Genomic DNA, 17,267 nt, shown 5'->3' on the forward strand with positions numbered 1-17,267 from the left:
TTCTGCCGCGTCATGCTCACCGACGGTGTCACCGCCCGCCAGGAACAGGGCCAGGGCGAAGGTGTCGAGGTCGTCGACGTCGCCCAGCTGATGCTCGACTCGATCACCCGCGTCGACGCCGCTGAACTGTCGGCGAACCTGCACGTGGTCCAGGAACCCAAGGCCGAACCCGAACCCGAACCCGAGCCGGAACCCGTTGCCGCCGAGGTGGTCGAAGACACCGCCCCGAAGGCCGCACCGACCGGTGGCGGCCTGGGCATGAAGGGCGCCGCGAAGGCGCCCGGTGGCGGCCTGGGGATGAAGGGCGCCGCCAAGGCGCCGGGGGCGAAGGCTCCTGCCGCGGAAGCCGCTCCGGCTGAGGCTGCTCCGGCCAAGGGTCTGGGGATGAAGGGTGGCGCGAAGGCGCCCGGTGGTGGACTCGGGATGAAGGGCGGCGCGAAAGCTCCGGGTGCGAAGGCGCCCGCGGCTGAGGCGACCGCTGCCGAAGCCCCCGCCACTGAGACCTCCGCTCCCCCGGTCAAGGGTCTGGGCATGAAGGGTGGCGCCAAGGCACCCGGAGGCGGACTCGGCATGAAGGGCGGCGCGAAGGCGCCCGGCGCGAAGGCTCCCGCCGCTCCCGCCGCTCCCGCCGCGGAAGCTCCGGCCGCCGAAGCCGCTCCGGCCACCGCCGAGTCCAAGCCGACGGTCGCCGCCAAGGGCCTGGCCATGAAGTCCGGCTTCAAGCGCCCCGGTGCCAAGGCCCCCGGCGCTCCGAAGGCCGCCGAGGCTCCGGCGGCGGAAGCGTCTCCGGCCGCGGAAGCCCCCGCCGCCGAAGCACCCGCCGAGCCGGTTTCGGCCCCCACCGAAACCAAGCCGACCGTCGCCGCCAAGGGCCTGGCCATGAAGTCCGGCTTCAAGCGCCCCGGCCCCAAGGCCCCCGGCACCGCGGCCGCCGCACCCGCCGAGGCCCCGGCTCCCGCTCCGGCCCCGGCCGAAGCACCGGCGCCGGAGTCGGCGACCCCGGCCGAACCCGCCGCCCCGGCGGAACCGGCCACCGAGGCCGAGTCCACCAACGGCAACGGCACCCCCGCCGTCGCCCCGCCGACCGCCAAGCCCGGCGGCCTCGGCTTCAAGTCCGGCGCGAAGGCCCCCGGCCGCAAGAACTGACAACTGAACACCACGAACGAGGCGCGGATCCCAGATCCGCGCCTCGTTCGCGTATACGGCCGACGCATCGTCGGCAGGCCATAGCGCTGATATCATTGATGCCAGATTTTTGATATATGGAGGTGGGCGATGTCCCGTACCCTGATCGACATCGATGACGACGCCCTCGCACTCGCGGCGGAAGAACTTGGCACGAAAACCAAGGTCGCGACGGTCAATGCCGCTCTGCGTGAAGTCGCGAACAGGCGGGCCGTCGCCAAGATGCTGCAGCAGTTCCGCGAAAGCAACACCGATCTGTCGCCCGAAGGGATGAAGGGGGCCTGGCGCTGAGGACGATGTTCATGCTGGCGGACAAGTCGGCGATCGAGTGGGTCCTGCGCGATCCGACCGCGGCCGCTGATTTCCACGCGGTGACCAGTGTCCCCGGAGCCCTTGTCGCCGCATGCCACCTGACCGCGCTCGAAATCGGCTACTCGGCGCGCTCACTCGCGGACTACACCGCGAAGATCGGGCACCAGAAGGCACTCGTCTGGTTGCCTGTCACCGAAGAGGCGATGGACAGGGCGCTCGCGGTGCAAGGCCTGCTCGCCGAGCGCGGAGCCCATAGGCTTCCGATCCCGGACCTGATCATCGCCGCGACAGCCGAAGTGCACGGCGCGACCGTCATGCACGTCGACAGCGACTACGAAACGATCGCGGAGGTCACCGGGCAACCACATCACCGGCTGCCGACCACATGAGGGGTGACCGTCAGCAGTCCTGGAACCAGGCTTTGACGTAGCCCGCCGACTGGTAGGCGTAGTCCCAGGCCCAGCGGGCCGGGGAGAGGTGGGGTTTCGGGTCGACGAAGAGGAGTTCGCCGGGCCAGCATCTGCCGAGGATGTAGCGGGATCGGGAGATGTGCGGGGTGAAGGTGACCACGATGACGCGGGACCAGCCGGCGCCGAGGCGGGCCAGCTCGCGACCCTCACCGAGGGTGGTGCGGGGGCTGGGGTCGAAGCAGATGACCTCGAAGCTGTAGCCGCCGTGGCAGATCCGGTTGACCAGCGGACTGCGCTCGTAGGGGTTCGAGAGCAGCACGCGCGGAGCGAGACCGGCCGCGGCCAGCCGCAATCCGAGTTGTTCGCGGCCGTCGTGGGCGCCGCCGAGGACGAGGATCGCGTCGGCGCGGACCGGCTCGTCGGTGCGTGGCCGCACATACACCGGCCACAGCGCCACCACCACGATCAGGGCCGTGAGCAGCAGCGCACCGAGGACGAGCAGGGACCGGCGCACGCACACCCGCCTCTCTGGCCGGATCGGTGCCGACCAACCTACGCCGCCCGCCGATGACCGGCGTGGCCCGGCCCCGGCGCGTCAGCCCCCTTTCCCCGCCACCGCCCCGACCTGCGCGAACGCTCGACGTCTCCCCCTGTACACCTGATGTTGCGCCCGCTCTTGCCTCGCTGACGCGGCGTAGCCACGCGCGCGCCTTACCAACGGAACCATGCGATGCACAGTCTTCGGAACGGGGTACCTGGGGGCCACGCACGCAGCGTGTATGGCCGAGCTGGGGCATGACGTGGTCGGGGTCGATGTCGATCCCGGCAAGGTGGCCAAACTGGCCGATGGGGTGGTGCCGTTCTACGAACCCGGCCTGGACGAGGTGCTGCAGCGCAACCTCGCCGCGGGCAGACTACGGTTCACCACCGACTACGAGGACGCCGCGGCCCACGCCGACATGCATTTCCTCGGCGTCGGCACCCCGCAGAAGAAGGGCGAGTACGGCGCCGACCTGAAATACGTGCACGCGGTGGTCGACACGCTGGCCCCGATGCTGGAGCGCCCGGCGATGATCATCGGCAAGTCGACGGTGCCGGTGGGCACCGCCGCGGCGCTGGGCGAGCGGGCCCGCGCGGCGGCGAAGGTCGACGTGGAGGTGGCCTGGAATCCGGAGTTCCTGCGCGAGGGCTTCGCCGTGCAGGACACCCTGCGCCCGGACCGCCTGGTCCTCGGCATCGACGCCGCGCGCGAGCGGGCCGGTTGGGTGGAGCAGCAGATCCGCGAGATCTACGCCGATCTGATCGCCGCCGAGATCCCGTTCCTGCTCACCGACCTGGCCACCGCCGAACTGGTGAAGGTCTCGGCCAACGCGTTTCTGGCGACGAAGATCTCGTTCATCAACGCCGTCTCCGAGGTGTGCGAGGCGACCGGCGCCGATGTGACGATGCTGGCCGACGCGCTCGGCTACGACGCCCGCATCGGCCGTCGATTCCTCAACGCCGGACTGGGTTTCGGCGGCGGCTGCCTGCCCAAGGACATCCGCGCGTTCATGGCCCGCTCCGGCGAGCTGGGCGCCGATCACGCGGTGGCGTTCCTGCGCGAGGTCGACAACATCAACATGCGCCGCCGCACCAAGGTGGTCGACATGGCCGCGCGCGCCTGCGGCGGCTCGCTGCTCGGCGCCAACGTGGCCGTCCTCGGCGCCGCGTTCAAGCCGGAATCCGATGACGTGCGCGATTCCCCGGCGCTGAACGTGGCGGGGATGATCCAGCTGCACGGCGCCGTCGTCACCGTGTACGACCCCAAGGCCGTGGAGAATTCGCGCCGGGTGTTCCCCACCCTGAACTACGCGACCTCGGTGGCCGAGGCCTGCGATCGCGCCGACGTGGTCCTCGTCCTCACCGAGTGGAACGAATTCACCGCGCTGACTCCGGCCGATCTCGACCCGGTGGTGCGGTCGCGCTCGATCATCGATGGCCGCAATTGTTTGGACAGCGCAAGCTGGCGCGGGGCCGGGTGGGTGTACGCCGGACTCGGCACCCCGTAGAGTGGCGATCCAAGCGGGGGCTGCCGGACATTTTGTTCCGAGTGTGCAGGCTCCGCATGTCGTGCAGTAGGGATCGGGATGGGTAGCTGATGAGTTCGGTACTGGGAGTATCGGTGGGGGCCGGGACGGTGCGTCTCGCGCGCCCGCTCCACAGTGGCCCGCACGGGTTCGTCCCGCCGTATTCCTTCGACCTGCAGACCATTTCGTTGCCGGAGCACCAGGCCGAGGAGTCGGCGGCCGACGCGATCGCCGTCGCGCTGGCCGCCGCGCCCGACATCACGGCCACCACCGTCACCTTCCGCAGCGACGCGCAGGCCAGGGCGATCCGGGCGGCGATGGCGCGCCGTCAGCTCACCAACTATCAACTGGTTCCCGAAGCCGTCGCCGCGGTGCACTTCGCGCACGCCACCACCGATATGCGCGAGGTCTCGGCGCTGGCCGTCTACGACCTCGGCAGTTCGGGACTCACGGTGAGCGTGGTGAACGCCCGCACCAGCGACGTCTATCAGTGCGAGCGCATCAGCGACATCAGCGGCGACTACCTCGATTCGCTGATCAGGGAACAGCAGATCGCCTCCGGCCGGATCGCGCACCCGGCCGACCCGGTGGGGCTCGCCGAGCTCGACGCGCTGTGCCGCGCCGCGAAGGAGCAGCTGTCCAGCAGCAACGCGGTGGCGCTGCCGAGTGAGCAGGGCCTGGTCCTGCTCACGCAGGAGAACTTCGAAGCGCTGATGATGCTGGCGATCGAGTCGTCGGCGCGGATGACGCGCGATGTCGTCATCCGCGCGCAGCATCCGGTGCAGGCGGTCCTGGTGATCGGCGGCGGCGCCCGGATTCCGCTGATCGCGCGCGTGCTGGAACGCACGATCGGCGTGCCGGTGCTGGTGCCGCCGGAGCCGGAGACGGCGCTGGCCCGTGGCGCCGCGCTGCTGGCCCGCCCGGCGCAGGTCCAGCAGGCGCCTGCCGCGCCCGCCGCGGTCCCGATGGGTGAGGCCGACGACGCCACCCCGGCCTGGTTGACGGCGCCCGCGCGCCGTCGTCCGCTGAGCGCCCTGACCAGCCGGTCCGGGAACAACCGTCGTGAACTGAACGGCGCCGTGCTGACGGTCAGCGCGCTGGTGGTGGTCTCCGCGATCGGCCTCGGCCTCGGCTACGGCCCCGAGGTCCTCGAGCGCGGCAATTCCAGCGACGGTTCGCAGGCGGTCCCCGAGTCGTCGGCGCCGCGGCCGACCCTGGCCGGCCCGTCCACGGCGGCGCCCCCGACCACCGACGCCATCCACGCCACGGTCGCGGCGCCCCCGGCCACCCAGCAGAACGCCGGGCCGACGACCGAGACGCCGGCGCCACCCGGCCCGAACACCTTCACCGTGGTGCCGGGCCTGCCCCCGATCGTGGTCCCGACGTTGCCGCCGGTGGTGTTGCCCGGCTTCCCGCCGCCGGGCGGCTAGCTCAGTTCCTGGCGTGCCTGGCCCGCCGCGGCGCCGCGTCGGGCTTGGCGGCGCCGAACGGCCGGGCCAGGAGCACCGCGATGGCGGTGGTGAGCGGCACCGAGAGGGCCAGCGCGATACCGCCGACGGCGGAACGGGCGATCTCGATGGCGACCGCGTCACCGGTGAGCACGTCGGTGATGGAGCGACCGGCGACGCTGAAGATCAGCAGCAGCGGCAGCGCGCCACCGGCGTAGGCGAGCACCAGCGTGTAGACGGTACTGGCGATGTGGTCGCGGCCGACGCGCATGGTGGCGGTGAAGATCTCACGCCGGGAGGCGCCCTCGTCGAGCGCGGCGAGCTCGAAGGCGGCCGAGGCCTGGGTGATGGTCACGTCGTTGAGCACGCCGAGCGAGCCGATGATGAATCCGGCCAGCAGCAGCCCGGTGATGCTGACGTGCTCGAGATAGGTGGCCACATTGGTGTTCTGTTCCTCCGACAGCCCCGTGAGATTGGTGACCTCGAGCGTCACCCAGGACAGGAACGCCGCGAGCAGCATCGAGGCCAGCGTGCCGAGCAGCGCCGAACTGGTCCGCAGGTTCACCCCGTGCGCGAGATAGAGGACCACGTAGAGGATCAGCGAGCCCGACACCAGCGCGACGGGGATCGCGGGCTTACCGTCGAGCAGCGCGGGCAACAGGAACATGACGACGACGGCGAACGCGAACAGCAACCCGAGCAGCGCCCTGAACCCGCGCCACCGCGCGACCACACAGATCACCACCACGAATGCGAGCACGATCAGCAGCAGCGGCAGCCCGCGCGAGTAGTCCTCGAACGCGTACATGGTGATGCCGCTGGGATCGGCGGCCCGCACGATCCGGATCTCGTCACCGGCGCGCAGGTCCGGCTGACCAGGCCCCGGCGCGATCTCGAACAGCGTCTTCGACCCCTTGTCCGGTCCCGACTCGATCTGGATGACGCTGCGCTGACAGGTGTATGCGGCGTTGCGTGGCGCCGCGGGCTGATCGGTGAAGACCCGGCCGAGCGAGCTGCTTCCGCACGGCCCGACGTCCTGCAGGACGACCGTGCCCGCCTCGGTCTGCACGGCGCCGCCGGTGGCGGTCTGCATCGGCAGGGGGATCTCGACCTGCTGCGCGCCGGGCCAGAGCAGCACCGTCGCGATCAGCACCACCGCCCCGATCACGCTGAGCAGCCCGACGACGACCTTCGCGGCGGTGGCCCCGATGGCAATCGGACCCGAATGGTCGTGGTGGTGGTGATGATGATCGCTCACGGCCAAAACCTTAAGCGATATCGTTTTCAAGAACGACTCGAGGCGATCACGCTCCCGAGGTACAGGCGGCGGAGAGCAGGGGGATGTCTCCGCCGCCTGGTGGCCGGCGCCCAGGGGGGTAGGCGCTCGTACCTAGGGCTCTCGGTTGTCCAGGGGGGGTAGACAACCGGGCCGGGCGCCGAAGCGCCGAGGACTACTGTACACAAAACTCGGACTTTTGCACTAGTACATCTTCAAAAAGTCCGAGATTCCAAACCTGGGGTCTGTTTCAACCCACTACTGACGGTAGCTGGCCAGGAAGTTTCCGAACCGCTCGATCGCCACCGCGAGATCCCGCGCCCACGGCAGGGTCACGATCCGCAGGTGATCGGTGTCGGGCCAGTTGAACCCGGTGCCCTGCACCATCAGGATCTTCTCCTGCAGCAGCAGGTCGAGCACCAGCTTCGCGTCGTCGTGGATCTCGTGCACGTTCGGATCCAGGCGCGGGAACGCGTACAGCGCGCCCCGCGGCTTCACGCACGAGACGCCGGGGATCATGTTGAGCCGCTCCCAGGCCACGTCCCGCTGCTCGAGCAGGCGCCCGCCGGGCAGGATCAGATCCTCGATGCTCTGATGTCCACCGAGCGCCACCTGGATGGCGTGCTGGGCGGGCACGTTCGGGCACAGCCGGGACGAGGCGAGCAGGTCGATCCCCTCGAGGAAACCCGCCGCGTGGTCCTTGGGACCGGTGATCGCGAGCCAGCCCGCGCGGTACCCCGCCACCCGGTACGCCTTGGACAGGCCGTTGAAGGTCAGGCACAGCAGGTCGGGCGCGAGCGAGGCCAGCGAGATGTGCTTGGCGTCGTCGTAGAGGATCTTGTCGTAGATCTCGTCGGCCAGCAGCAGCAGCCGATGCTTGCGCGCCAGGTCGACGATCTGCTGCAGCACCTCCGCCGAGTACACCGCACCCGTCGGATTGTTCGGGTTGATCACCAGCAGGGCTTTGGTCTTGTCGGTGATCTTGGCTTCGATGTCGGCGATGTCGGGCTGCCAGCCGTTCGCCTCGTCGCACAGGTAGTGCACGGGGGTGCCGCCGGCGAGGCTGGTCATGGCCGTCCACAGCGGGTAGTCGGGGGCCGGGATCAGCACCTCGTCGCCGTTGTCGAGCAGCGCCTGCATGGTGACGGTGATCAGCTCGGACACGCCGTTGCCGAGGTAGACGTCGTCCACGTCGAGCTCGGGGAAGCCCGGCACCAGCTCGTACCTGGTGACGATCGCGCGCCGCGCCGACAGGATGCCCTTGGACTCGGAGTACCCCTGCGCGTACGGCAGGGCGGCGATCATGTCGCGCATGATCACATCGGGGGCCTCGAAACCGAACGGGGCCGGGTTGCCGATGTTGAGCTTGAGGATGCGATGCCCCTCGGCCTCCAGCCGTGCCGCGTGTGCGTGTACCGGCCCACGGATCTCGTAGACCACGTTCTGCAGCTTCTTCGACTGCTCGAGAACGCGCGGAGGCACATGCGGCGACTGATTCGGACTCACCCGACCATGGTGCCATCCGACCGCAAACGAATTAGGGATGCCCTAGCTGGGACGGCTGCTGAGCGCGGCGGTCGCGACGCAGAACTCCTCGATGCGCTCGTCGAGACCGCGCGCCTCCACCGCGTCGCGATAGGTCGGCGCGGCGATACGGCGGCGCAGTCCGACGAGGCGTTCGCCGAGCTGGGCGATGCGCAGGTCCTCTGGCAGACCCAGGACGGGGCGCAGCGCGTCGGCGGCGCCGTCGATGCTGCCGTTGATGAGGTGCGCGGCGGCGTTGTCGACCCTGGCCAGCGATTCGGCGCCGTAGGAGCGCTGGCGGGCCGGGCCGCCGCTGTAGAGGGCGATGGCCCGCTCGGTGGCGGCCAGCGCCTGTTCGGCGCGGCCGAGCTGGATGCAGGTGGCGCCCGCGTAGTAGGCCGCCTTCGGTTCGGGGAAACCGAACACCCCGCCGATCTCGTCGTGCAGTTCGTCGCGCGCCTCACCGCTGACGGTCTCGGCGGCGCGCAGGCAGCGATCGGTCTCGGTGTCGCTGCCGAGCCGCGCCCACACCCGCGCCTCGATGTTCAGCAGGCGCACCCGGCCGATGCCCGCCCCGGCGAATTCCTGGCCGCTGCGCGCCAATTGGACCGCGTTGCGCGGCCGGTCCGACCAGTTCTCGATCAGCGCGTGCATGCCCCTGGTCCACGCGCGTAAGCCGTTGTGCCCGCTCAGTTCCGCGTAAGCCCATGCGGCTCTGATCTGTTCGCCCGCGGCGTCGAGATAGCCGAGGTCGGTGCTCGCGTTGGCCATCAGGCCCGACAGCGTTCCGGCCAGCAGGTACAGGTGACTGGTGTCACCCGGCTTCTGCTGCCCGTCGAGTAGTCGGTACACCCGCCGCCGCACTCGCAGCATCTCGACCATCATCGGCGCGGGCGCGGCGTGCACGTACTCGTTCGCGATCCGCCGGACATCCGCGTCGAGCTGGGCCAGCGTGGTCGCGCCGACGTTCGTGCCCTCCGCGGCGGCCGCGTGCTCGCTCGCCTCGTGCGCAGCCGCCATGATCAACTCCCTCTCCGACATCACCTCGGGCACAGCGCCTTTGCTCGCCCCGGCGTCGACGAAAGCGAGCAGGTCGACGTCACCTCCCGCGGGCGCGAGCAGCGTCGTGAAACGTGCGCGGACCACGTCGTCGGAACGCGCGAGCGACGTGTCGAGCGCTGCCTGATTCACCGGCCGCGGGCGCACACGCGCGCCGCCTGCCTCCCATTTGGACACCAGTCGTTCGTGCACGCCGAGATGAGCCGCGAACTCCCGGATGCTCATTCGTTTGGCATCACGAAGTGCTCTGGCTTCTCTTCCCGTCCACTCCCCGACCACGGCGTCACCTCATCCGACGGACAACTTCCTCCAGAGTACGAGGGACACAGTGAGACACACCACAATCTTGACCGAATCGGTTGCCTGAGGCAGTGAAAGGGCGGTGCGGGGCAGTGGCCGCGGACGTGCGAAAAGGGAGATCCTGGACAGGTGGAAGCCAGGACTGTCGATGACTGGGTGTCTTGCTACCAGCGCGAATTCGGGCTACCCGTTCGCGAGCGCGGTGGCTTCGTGATGCTGCCGATCACCGATCGGCTGTGTGTGGTGCATCTGCCGACCACGCGAGCCGAACTGGTGCTCGCGGCCCTACGGGAGCAGCACCGGGAGGGTCCGGTGCTGGCCAGGCAGATCCGCTGGAGTCTGCTCGCCGAACCCGATGCCAGACCGCCGGCCGAGGTGGCCACCGAACTGGCCGGACTCGATATCGATATCCCCGGCGTCGGCAGCGCGGTCATGCTGCCGACCAGCCTGGGCCGCTGGAGCAGGGAGGGTTGTCACTGGGTGCGTCCGCCCCTTGCCAGGGACGTGTTGCCGCCGCTGTCGCTGGTGCTGCACCTGGCGCTGTCGGTGACCCGTCAGCGGGTTTCGACGGCGTTGAGCGAGGCGGGCGGCAGCGGGAAGTTGAGGTACGACCGCGACGGCGTCGGCCCGCGCTGCCCCTGATATTTCGACCCGGCCGCGGCGCTGCCGTACGGGTGCTCGGCCGGGCTGCTCAGCCGGATCAGGCACAGCTGGCCGATCTTCATCCCCGGCCACAGCGTGATCGGCAGATTCGCGACGTTCGACAACTCCAGAGTGATGTGCCCGCTGAACCCCGGGTCGATGAACCCCGCGGTCGAATGCGTGAGCAGGCCCAACCGGCCCAGGCTCGACTTGCCCTCGAGGCGGCCGGCCAGGTCGTCGGGCAGCGAGCACACCTCGAGCGTCGAGCCGAGCACGAATTCGCCGGGGTGCAGCACGAACGGTTCACCCGGCTTGGGTTCGACGAGGCTGGTGAGCTCGTCCTGCTGCAGGGACGGGTCGATGTGGGTGTAGCGGCTGTTGTCGAACACCCGGAACAGCCCGTCGAGGCGTACGTCGATGCTCGACGGCTGCACCATCGACTCCAACATCGGTTCGACACCGAGACGCCCAGCGGCGATCTCGGCCCGGATATCGCGATCGGAGAGCAGCACGCGCCCAGTGTAAGCAGGGCGATGCCGCAGGTAGACCGGCCCCACCCCCGGGAGGGCGGGCGAGGGGGGCGATCGGTGGCGGGGATGCGACCGATCGCCTCCGGGCCTGCGCGTCACCGAGTCGGCCGCTCCGGCGGCGGCGCCGACCACGCCCGGGCGATCTACGGAGACGCCCGGCGCTCCCGGTGGACGACGCCGGCCTCGTCGGTTCCGCCCAGGACGGCCGTGTTCGCGACTACGGCGTCGGCTGCACGATGCCGCCCGGGCCGGTCGGCGGCGCGGGAACGGTCGGGTTCACGATGTCGCCCGGTCCGGGCGGCGGCGCGGGGGTGGTCGGGTTCACGATGTCGCTCGGGCCGGGCAGCGGCGCGTGGGTGGTGGACTCGACCGGTGGCGGCGTCGTCTGGTCGCCGTCCGGGCCCGCGCCGTGGTTCGGGTTGGTGCAGATGGTGCCCTCGCAGGGGACCCAGGTGCCGTCGCCGTTCGGGTTGGGCATCATGTTCGGGCCCGGCGCGGGTGAGGTCTGGTGCTGGTGGCCCTCGTCGCCGTGTCCCGGGTCGTGGTCGGCCACGCTGGTGGTCGGCTTCGCGGTGGTCGTGCTGGTGGTTCCGGTGTCGGACCCGGAGTCGTCGGAGCAGGCGGCCCCGAGCGCCGTCACCGTCGCGATCAGCGAAACGAACAGAATCCGCTTCATTCAGTCAGCCTTTCGTCGTCCCGGCCCGACGGCCCGCGGACACCGAGCCGAGATACCGAGCCGGAGAACCTGTTGCGCCGCGCGAACGCGGCAGGGCCGGGTCCACACGACAACGCTGACCAACCTGTGCGGAACCCGTCGACGAACTGTAGATCGCGCGGCCACCGCGCCGCCCGAATTCCCCGGAAGCGGGCGGGGATCCGCGCTCAGATCAGCAGCGAGGAGGGCGTCCGGCCGACGAGTTCCCGCGCGGTCCTGGTCAGATGCGCCTGATCGGCGAAATCCGCACCGGCTGCCGCGTCGGCGACCGACCCGTCGGGCAGCGCGATGACGGCCTGCCGCAGCCGATCCCATCGCCGTAGCCGTGCCAGCGGAACACCGAGCTGGGCCTGCACGAGGCTGCGCAACCGCGGCGCCGACAGCCCCACCGCACCGGCCAGTTCCGTCACCGACGCCGCGCTGTGCAGCCGAGCGAGCGCGGACGCGACCCGAGGGTCGAGCGCGGCACCCCCGCCGAGCAGCGCGACGGCCTCGGCCCGCAGCGCCGCCAGATCCGGCGCCGCCGCGAGGTCCGCGCCCATGCCGAGCGCGTCGAGCAACCGCCGCCTGCTCTGCGCCGAGAGCCCGACCGGGGCCGCCCGCCTGGCCAGCAGCGGCACATCGAGCGACACCCGGACCACCCCACCGACGACCCGGCACGCGTGCCACCACTGCGGCGGCACCACGACCGCGGGCCACGCCGTCCACCCGTCGGCCCCGCAGACCTCCACGGGCCGGTTTCCCAAGGGCAGCACGAGTTTCCACACCGGATGCCGATGCGCCCCGACCATCCCGTCATCGGTGCGGGCGAACAGCGCGGCCGCCTCGCCGCTGGCGAAAACCACCCGGCGATCGTTTCGTTCAAGCCGCCACAGCCGCTCCGGCGCCATGCTCACCTCATGCACGCTATCGCAGCGACCGCGCTCGGCGGCTTCCTCATCGCGATCGGCGTCTCACACTTCCTCGCCCCCGCGTATCACCGGTCGCTGGTGCCCGCCGCGCTGCCGCGCCCCGATCTGCTGGTGGTGGCGAGCGGCATCGTCGAGATCGCGATCGGCGCGGTCACGATAGTGCCGATGACCAGGACATTCGGCATGTGGATGGCCCTGGCACTGCTGTCGTCCTACCTCGTGCTGTGGCTCGCCCGGCTGTTCCGCACGGACGCCGGTCGTGCCGCGACCGCCGCGGCCGCCGGCGTCAACGCGGCCTACGTCACCTGGGCGGCCCTGCTCGTCTCCACCGGATCCTGATCCCGAAAGGCCTCACCATGCTCGCGCTGTACATCACCCTCACCGCCGTCACCGCCCTGCTGATGGCCGCCGGCTCCTGGATGGGCTACACCCACCACCCCATCCCGGTCGCGGCCGCCGCGAACGTGGGCGTCCCCCGCTCCTGGATGTTCCCCATCGCCACCTGCCTCGGCGCCGCCGCCCTCGGCCTGCTCGCCGGCTTCGCCCTCCCACCCGTCGGCGTAGCCGCCTCAGCGGGCCTGATCCTCTACTTCATCGGCGCCGTCATCGCCCACCTCCGCGTCGGCGACCACGCCCTCTCCCAGCCCCTGGCCTTCCTCGCCCTCTCCGCCGCCACCTTCACCGCGACAGTCCTCTACCGCTACGCCTGACCGCTCCGAGAAAGAATTGACCGGCTCACCGCCCGGTCTGATAGAGTCGCGAACGCGCTCGAAGAGCACACGCCGATGTAGTTCAATGGTAGAACTTCTGCTTCCCAAGCAGACAGCGCGGGTTCGATTCCCGTCATCGGCTCAACCACGAAACCCCCCAGGTCATCCGGGGGGTTTCGTTGTTTCAGTTGATCTTGTCAGAGTTACGAGCACGGCCTCCATGCCCGACAGGTGCCCCGGACCGTCATTCAGGCACTAGACCGGTAGATCGTCGGCGATACGGCGCCCGGCAGACCCCTCACCCCCACGCAGCGACAGGAACGAGGTCAGCAGGATCATCAGCCGATGCCTCCCCGGTACCTGCCCTGGCGAGCGCGAACAGCTGGGCTACCGATGGCACCGTTCGTTCCGGACTGGTCAATCGGTCGAAAAGAAGAGGGTGTCCGCGACAGACCAACTGGGACCTCGTTCCTGCTCGCTCAGCCAGGTCTCGTGCTCGAATTCCAGTTTCTCCACCAGGGTGGTGAGATCGTCGACGAAGTCTTGATCGATCTTGTCGATGACCGCCCGATAGGCCTCGGCGACAGCTTTCGCTCGTGACCGTGCCAGGTGGCCGACTTCGGGGTATCCCTCCAGCGACCCCGGTAACTACTGGATGAACCCTGGCGACGAGCTCACCTTCGACTTTGCAGATGCCGACTACTCGAGACCACAATCGGCAAGGACAACGGGTCCTTCCTTGTGTCCTGGCTGAACGAGGGTTTCGTGTCTGGCCGGTCCCCGGAACGCGCGATAGGCGGCGATTACAGGGCATTGAGTTCGGCTGTCTCACAGGCAAACCGTTCGCTTGACTCCGATCGCTGATCGATACTCTGTTCATGGGAAAGAAGACTGGCCATAGCTGCGACCGCGCCGCTCCGGCCGACCGATCCCTGCTATCAGCGGCGGCCAACGCTGCGCTTCTGCTCGAGGAGACGATGTCGGCCACCAATCACGCCGTCAGCATCGACCTCGACCCAGTCATTGCGTTGGACGGCGAGCTGTTCATTCGCCGTACGCCACCGCGGGATCGCATACTCCGCGTCGTCGCGGACCCGGTTCTCAACACTCTGGTGATAAAACCGGTCTCGCGATGGCCAGAGTACTTGCGTAGCGCCGTGCGTCGGATGCAACCCCCACAAGGTTTGTGTGCCCATGAGGGCGCGCTGCATGCGCTGGTAGACGATTACGCCCGCGACGTCGAGAACTTGCTCGGCACCATCCGATTCGCGGCGCAGGTGAAGATCCGGCCGGACGGGTACTACGCCAATATCTGGGATGATTTCGTGTTGGTCACTCGCACGCACGTGGCTCGCCTGTCCTTGAGTGCCGCCGATTGAGGACTGTCAACGGGGTGGCTCGATTGCCCGGGCAGCAACCGGCACCATGCACGGAATTCGGCATGAGCGGACGTGCGACCGCGGGCAACTCGCCTGAGGATGCTCACCAGGCGTGCCCCATACGTGCCCCAGGCCGCCATCTACGCACTGGACCGACCGTCGCGGTAGTCCTTTGCCATCTGCGATAGACCGTGAGCAATGCGGCGCTCGGCGTCGTCGGTAGCCCGTTGGTAGATCAGCGCAGCCCGCATGTCGTCGTGGCCCATTCGCGCCATCAGATTTTTGGTCGACATCCCCGATTTCGACGCCCGAGCCGTCAGACGAAAGGCATGGCGGATCCGGTCACTCGATGTCGTCGTACTCAGCGCATGGTTGTTCCAGTTCGGGGTGGGCGTGCCAGTACTCGCCCTTGTGTATTCCGAGCATCGCCCAGTGCCAGGCTTCATCGTGGAAGACAAGGCCGCGGCACGGAGTATCCGGCTCCTCGTAGTAGTAGAACTCCACGGCTTCGGCTTCGGCTTCGGCTGGAGTCTTCCCGCCGTACCTTTGCATCACCCACGCGAAGCGGCGTCGCTCGCCCTCCAGCGTCTCAACATACTTGTCTTCATCCCACCCGTCATGATCTCCCACCAACGCAGCATAGGTTCAGCGGTCATCGAATGGGCCGCGCGGTTAGGTCGGTGGGAAAATCGGTGGGTTGAGTCGGCTCCTCATGGCCCGATTGTCTGACCTCACTCGGCCGAGTCCGATTTCCCGCCTATTCGCCCGCTTCCCAAGCAGAACAGCGCGGGTTCTTTTCCCGTCATCGGCTCAACATCGAAAGCCCCCAGGTCATCCGGGGGCTTTCATCGTCAGTGGAGTTCGACTTCCCAATCCTGGAGGTCCGTTTCGCCGGGCGGGAGTTCGCCTGTGCAGTACTTGTAGAGCCACAGTGCGGCGCGGCGTTCGGCGTATTTCTCGTTGACGGGCTCGCCGCGGTCATCGAGCTCGAGGACGTTGGCGAAGATGGCGAAGCAGATCTCCATCTGTGAGGGCGAGTCCTTCAACTCGTCCCAGTAGTTGATCCCGTTCAGCATCGGATGACCGACCGATCCACGGGCCACCCAGCCGGCGAAACGGCGAATCGCCCCCGATGCGCCGTTGCTCAGCCGGTCCGACATCCTCGGAGGGTATCAACGCCATCGGTCGTACCGCTCAGGCGTCCAGCCGGATCCGGATGCCCACCATGCGCTCGGCGCCGCCGCGTAGTGCGCTGCCCGCCAGTCCGATTCGGGCGGCCAGGCCGTACTTTCGCTTCATCAGGTCGATGACGTTGCCGGTCGCGTCGGGCGGTAGCAGTTCGGCGAAGGCCGGGACGGCGGCTCCGCGTGGTCGGCCGCGCCAGTCGCTGGCGGAGATCGTCACGTTGCCGCTCTTGCGGATTCGCTTCACCTTTCCGGCGTCGGCCGCGCTGCACACAACCAACGCAGGGCCGTCTCGCATCACCCAGACCGGGGTGGGGACCGGGGTGCCGTCGCGGCGAAAAGTGGTGAGCAGCAGGTACTTACCGGCCGCCAAGTCGTCGAGTACCGCGTGGGGATGTTCCATGGCAATAAACTAACCAGTTAGTTAATTACGCGAGAAGCGCTGAATCTGATGCGCGCGGCCGGAAGGGATCCGATGGGGCGGTTCGTGTGGACTCTGCTCGCCGGTTTTGCGCTGGGTACCCCCGCGGTTCCCATCGGCCTGACGCTCGACCTGCCCCGCCCTTTCACGTTGTCAGCGGTGCTGCTGGGCGCGGGATGCTGCGTCGCCGTCGCGGTCTTTCTCATGGAACGCGCCCGGCTGCACTGGCAGTCCTGGCGGAACCGGCGGAATCTCGTTGCGGTACAGGCCGATCCGTGGGCCGATTCCGGCTCCACCAATGCGATCTCCGCGGGAGCGGCTGCGGCGGACTCACGGCTGTCCGGCGCGACAGGCCGGCGGGCACAGCGGATCTTCGCTCGATTCGGCGTGGCGGGCTTCGGAATACTCGGTCCCGCACTGCTCGGCACGTGGGGGTCAGCCCTGCTCGGTGGCGCCCTCGGCATCCCCCGGTGGCGGCTGATCCGCTGGTTGATGGCGGGGATCGCACTGTGGTCCACCGTGCTGCTGGTGGTGTCGGATGCGGCCTTAGATGTCTTCGGAATCGGATGACCCAGCGAGCCGACGCGACCCCGAAGCCGCAGTCCCGCCGAAACTACGATGGCCCCATGTCCCGCGCCGACGCCACCAAGGCACGCATTCTCCAAGCCGCCACCGAGGAGTTCGCCGCCTACGGTATCGCCGGAGCAAGGGTCGACCGGATCGCCAAGGCGGCGGCAGCCAACAAGAACCTCATCTACGTCTATTTCTGCAGCAAGGACCAACTGTTCGAAGCGGTGTTCGAAGCTCACGTCATCCACGGGCTCGAGTCGGTCCCGTTCACCCCCGACGATCTCCCGGAGTACGCGGGACGACTCTTCGACTACAGCTGCCGGCACCCCGAGGTCGTCCGCCTGGCCACCTGGCACCGGCTCGAGCGCGGCGATCAGCAGTCAGCCGTTCTCTCCTCCCCCCGCGAGGCCAAGGTGGAGGCGCTGGCCGCCGTGCAGAAGGCCGACAACATCGGCGCGGCCTTCTCCCCCACCGCCCTGCTGACCCTGGTCCTGAGCATCGCCCTCGCCTGGGACCCGAGTAGCGCCGCCGACATGCCCACCACCACCGAGAGCGTCGAGGACCGACGCCGAACCATCGTCGAAGCCGTGCGCCGGCTCCTCTGACCCGCACGGAGAGCCACCAC

Annotated in this window: 21 protein-coding genes, 1 tRNA gene and 1 pseudogene; 13 read left to right on the forward strand and 10 right to left on the reverse strand. The window is 68.9% G+C overall.

Annotated elements, in window-relative coordinates; genetic code table 11:
• The 3 genes and pseudogenes from AB0H56_RS14175 to AB0H56_RS14185 all read left to right on the forward strand — a co-directional run.
• Nucleotides 1-1,146, forward strand: a pseudogene (locus AB0H56_RS14175) (Fe-S oxidoreductase); the annotation flags it as partial.
• Nucleotides 1,147-1,275: 129 nt separating this feature from the next.
• Complete coding sequence (locus AB0H56_RS14180; protein WP_233001227.1) at nucleotides 1,276-1,476, forward strand: type II toxin-antitoxin system VapB family antitoxin; 201 nt, start codon at nucleotides 1,276-1,278, stop codon at nucleotides 1,474-1,476.
• Between the two features lie 11 nt (nucleotides 1,477-1,487).
• Nucleotides 1,488-1,886: a PIN domain nuclease gene (locus AB0H56_RS14185; protein ID WP_357162107.1), complete on the forward strand. Its 399-nt coding sequence runs from the start codon at nucleotides 1,488-1,490 to the stop codon at nucleotides 1,884-1,886.
• A 10-nt stretch (nucleotides 1,887-1,896) separates the two neighbouring features.
• On the opposite strand, the gene AB0H56_RS14190 is transcribed toward AB0H56_RS14185, so the two are convergent.
• Nucleotides 1,897-2,421 (reverse strand): YdcF family protein, encoded by a 525-nt coding sequence (locus AB0H56_RS14190; RefSeq protein ID WP_357162110.1) that lies wholly within the window; start codon nucleotides 2,419-2,421, stop codon nucleotides 1,897-1,899.
• Nucleotides 2,422-2,632: 211 nt separating this feature from the next.
• Here AB0H56_RS14190 and AB0H56_RS14195 point away from each other — a divergent pair, with 211 nt between their 5' ends.
• Nucleotides 2,633-3,955, forward strand: a complete 1,323-nt coding sequence (locus tag AB0H56_RS14195) for a UDP-glucose/GDP-mannose dehydrogenase family protein (RefSeq protein ID WP_357162113.1) — start codon at nucleotides 2,633-2,635, stop codon at nucleotides 3,953-3,955.
• 89 nt (nucleotides 3,956-4,044) lie between these two features.
• Complete coding sequence (locus AB0H56_RS14200) at nucleotides 4,045-5,403, forward strand: Hsp70 family protein (protein ID WP_357162116.1); 1,359 nt, start codon at nucleotides 4,045-4,047, stop codon at nucleotides 5,401-5,403.
• 1 nt (nucleotide 5,404) lies between these two features.
• Here AB0H56_RS14200 and AB0H56_RS14205 read toward each other — a convergent pair whose 3' ends face one another.
• From AB0H56_RS14205 to AB0H56_RS14215, 3 genes are all read right to left on the reverse strand, one after another.
• The gene (locus AB0H56_RS14205; protein ID WP_357162119.1) at nucleotides 5,405-6,679 is read right to left on the reverse strand and encodes a YibE/F family protein; all 1,275 of its coding nucleotides are present in this window, start codon (nucleotides 6,677-6,679) and stop codon (nucleotides 5,405-5,407) included.
• Between the two features lie 276 nt (nucleotides 6,680-6,955).
• Nucleotides 6,956-8,203: a pyridoxal phosphate-dependent aminotransferase gene (locus AB0H56_RS14210; RefSeq protein ID WP_110037667.1), complete on the reverse strand. Its 1,248-nt coding sequence runs from the start codon at nucleotides 8,201-8,203 to the stop codon at nucleotides 6,956-6,958.
• A gap of 42 nt (nucleotides 8,204-8,245) precedes the next feature.
• Nucleotides 8,246-9,505, reverse strand: coding sequence for an XRE family transcriptional regulator (locus AB0H56_RS14215; protein ID WP_357162122.1), 1,260 nt, complete (start codon nucleotides 9,503-9,505; stop codon nucleotides 8,246-8,248).
• Nucleotides 9,506-9,709: 204 nt separating this feature from the next.
• On the opposite strand from AB0H56_RS14215, the gene AB0H56_RS14220 reads away from it, so the two are divergent.
• Complete coding sequence (locus tag AB0H56_RS14220; protein ID WP_357162125.1) at nucleotides 9,710-10,222, forward strand: hypothetical protein; 513 nt, start codon at nucleotides 9,710-9,712, stop codon at nucleotides 10,220-10,222.
• Here AB0H56_RS14220 and dcd read toward each other — a convergent pair.
• The 3 genes from dcd to AB0H56_RS14235 all read right to left on the reverse strand — a co-directional run bounded on the left by dcd (nucleotide 10,135) and on the right by AB0H56_RS14235 (nucleotide 12,312).
• Complete coding sequence (dcd, locus tag AB0H56_RS14225; RefSeq protein ID WP_280338743.1) at nucleotides 10,135-10,734, reverse strand: dCTP deaminase; 600 nt, start codon at nucleotides 10,732-10,734, stop codon at nucleotides 10,135-10,137. The two genes, AB0H56_RS14220 and dcd, sit on opposite strands and share 88 nt — an antisense overlap.
• A gap of 235 nt (nucleotides 10,735-10,969) precedes the next feature.
• Entirely contained in the window at nucleotides 10,970-11,428 is a 459-nt protein-coding gene (locus tag AB0H56_RS14230; RefSeq protein ID WP_357162129.1) for a hypothetical protein, read from the reverse strand.
• Between the two features lie 206 nt (nucleotides 11,429-11,634).
• Nucleotides 11,635-12,312: a helix-turn-helix domain-containing protein gene (locus AB0H56_RS14235; protein ID WP_357162131.1), complete on the reverse strand. Its 678-nt coding sequence runs from the start codon at nucleotides 12,310-12,312 to the stop codon at nucleotides 11,635-11,637.
• A gap of 54 nt (nucleotides 12,313-12,366) precedes the next feature.
• On the opposite strand from AB0H56_RS14235, the gene AB0H56_RS14240 reads away from it, so the two are divergent.
• The 5 genes from AB0H56_RS14240 to AB0H56_RS14260 all read left to right on the forward strand — a co-directional run bounded on the left by AB0H56_RS14240 (nucleotide 12,367) and on the right by AB0H56_RS14260 (nucleotide 14,467).
• Nucleotides 12,367-12,717, forward strand: a complete 351-nt coding sequence (locus AB0H56_RS14240) for a hypothetical protein (protein WP_357162134.1) — start codon at nucleotides 12,367-12,369, stop codon at nucleotides 12,715-12,717.
• 17 nt (nucleotides 12,718-12,734) lie between these two features.
• Nucleotides 12,735-13,088, forward strand: a complete 354-nt coding sequence (locus AB0H56_RS14245) for a DoxX family protein (protein ID WP_357162137.1) — start codon at nucleotides 12,735-12,737, stop codon at nucleotides 13,086-13,088.
• Between the two features lie 71 nt (nucleotides 13,089-13,159).
• Nucleotides 13,160-13,230: transfer RNA gene (locus AB0H56_RS14250), tRNA-Gly, on the forward strand.
• A 251-nt stretch (nucleotides 13,231-13,481) separates the two neighbouring features.
• Complete coding sequence (locus tag AB0H56_RS14255) at nucleotides 13,482-13,688, forward strand: hypothetical protein (protein ID WP_357162140.1); 207 nt, start codon at nucleotides 13,482-13,484, stop codon at nucleotides 13,686-13,688.
• Between the two features lie 278 nt (nucleotides 13,689-13,966).
• A complete protein-coding gene (locus AB0H56_RS14260; RefSeq protein WP_357162143.1) occupies nucleotides 13,967-14,467 on the forward strand; it encodes a hypothetical protein in 501 nt (166 codons plus the stop codon).
• A gap of 342 nt (nucleotides 14,468-14,809) precedes the next feature.
• Here the strand turns inward: AB0H56_RS14260 and AB0H56_RS14265 are convergent, their stop codons facing one another.
• The 3 genes from AB0H56_RS14265 to AB0H56_RS14275 all read right to left on the reverse strand — a co-directional run bounded on the left by AB0H56_RS14265 (nucleotide 14,810) and on the right by AB0H56_RS14275 (nucleotide 16,054).
• A complete protein-coding gene (locus AB0H56_RS14265) occupies nucleotides 14,810-15,097 on the reverse strand; it encodes a hypothetical protein (protein WP_357162146.1) in 288 nt (95 codons plus the stop codon).
• A 221-nt stretch (nucleotides 15,098-15,318) separates the two neighbouring features.
• Nucleotides 15,319-15,627, reverse strand: coding sequence for a hypothetical protein (locus AB0H56_RS14270; RefSeq protein WP_357162149.1), 309 nt, complete (start codon nucleotides 15,625-15,627; stop codon nucleotides 15,319-15,321).
• A 34-nt stretch (nucleotides 15,628-15,661) separates the two neighbouring features.
• Nucleotides 15,662-16,054 carry a PPOX class F420-dependent oxidoreductase gene (locus tag AB0H56_RS14275; protein WP_357162152.1) on the reverse strand — a complete coding sequence of 131 codons (393 nt, stop codon included), beginning with the start codon at nucleotides 16,052-16,054 and terminating at the stop codon, nucleotides 15,662-15,664.
• A gap of 72 nt (nucleotides 16,055-16,126) precedes the next feature.
• On the opposite strand from AB0H56_RS14275, the gene AB0H56_RS14280 reads away from it, so the two are divergent.
• Together AB0H56_RS14280 and AB0H56_RS14285 are read left to right on the forward strand one after the other, a co-directional pair.
• Nucleotides 16,127-16,642: a hypothetical protein gene (locus AB0H56_RS14280; RefSeq protein ID WP_357162155.1), complete on the forward strand. Its 516-nt coding sequence runs from the start codon at nucleotides 16,127-16,129 to the stop codon at nucleotides 16,640-16,642.
• 56 nt (nucleotides 16,643-16,698) lie between these two features.
• The gene (locus AB0H56_RS14285) at nucleotides 16,699-17,247 is read left to right on the forward strand and encodes a TetR family transcriptional regulator (RefSeq protein ID WP_357162158.1); all 549 of its coding nucleotides are present in this window, start codon (nucleotides 16,699-16,701) and stop codon (nucleotides 17,245-17,247) included.
• The last annotated feature ends 20 nt before the right edge of the window (nucleotides 17,248-17,267 follow it).

Source organism: Nocardia sp. NPDC050717 (assembly GCF_040654275.1).
Classification (GTDB): domain Bacteria; phylum Actinomycetota; class Actinomycetes; order Mycobacteriales; family Mycobacteriaceae; genus Nocardia.

Bases quoted from the DNA above. Each gene is read 5' to 3' on its own strand.
- AB0H56_RS14185 (WP_357162107.1), top strand. From the start codon at position 1,488: ATGCTGGCGGACAAGTCGGCGATCGAGTGGGTCCTGCGCGATCCGACC.
- AB0H56_RS14275 (WP_357162152.1), bottom strand. From the start codon at position 16,054: ATGGAACATCCCCACGCGGTACTCGACGACTTGGCGGCCGGTAAGTAC.
- AB0H56_RS14280 (WP_357162155.1), top strand. From the start codon at position 16,127: ATGGGGCGGTTCGTGTGGACTCTGCTCGCCGGTTTTGCGCTGGGTACC.
- AB0H56_RS14240 (WP_357162134.1), top strand. From the start codon at position 12,367: ATGCACGCTATCGCAGCGACCGCGCTCGGCGGCTTCCTCATCGCGATC.
- AB0H56_RS14195 (WP_357162113.1), top strand. From the start codon at position 2,633: ATGCGATGCACAGTCTTCGGAACGGGGTACCTGGGGGCCACGCACGCA.
- AB0H56_RS14180 (WP_233001227.1), top strand. From the start codon at position 1,276: ATGTCCCGTACCCTGATCGACATCGATGACGACGCCCTCGCACTCGCG.
- AB0H56_RS14245 (WP_357162137.1), top strand. From the start codon at position 12,735: ATGCTCGCGCTGTACATCACCCTCACCGCCGTCACCGCCCTGCTGATG.
- AB0H56_RS14255 (WP_357162140.1), top strand. From the start codon at position 13,482: ATGGCACCGTTCGTTCCGGACTGGTCAATCGGTCGAAAAGAAGAGGGT.
- AB0H56_RS14230 (WP_357162129.1), bottom strand. From the start codon at position 11,428: ATGAAGCGGATTCTGTTCGTTTCGCTGATCGCGACGGTGACGGCGCTC.
- AB0H56_RS14270 (WP_357162149.1), bottom strand. From the start codon at position 15,627: ATGTCGGACCGGCTGAGCAACGGCGCATCGGGGGCGATTCGCCGTTTC.
- AB0H56_RS14285 (WP_357162158.1), top strand. From the start codon at position 16,699: ATGTCCCGCGCCGACGCCACCAAGGCACGCATTCTCCAAGCCGCCACC.
- AB0H56_RS14260 (WP_357162143.1), top strand. From the start codon at position 13,967: ATGGGAAAGAAGACTGGCCATAGCTGCGACCGCGCCGCTCCGGCCGAC.
- AB0H56_RS14200 (WP_357162116.1), top strand. From the start codon at position 4,045: ATGAGTTCGGTACTGGGAGTATCGGTGGGGGCCGGGACGGTGCGTCTC.
- AB0H56_RS14215 (WP_357162122.1), bottom strand. From the start codon at position 9,505: ATGAGCATCCGGGAGTTCGCGGCTCATCTCGGCGTGCACGAACGACTG.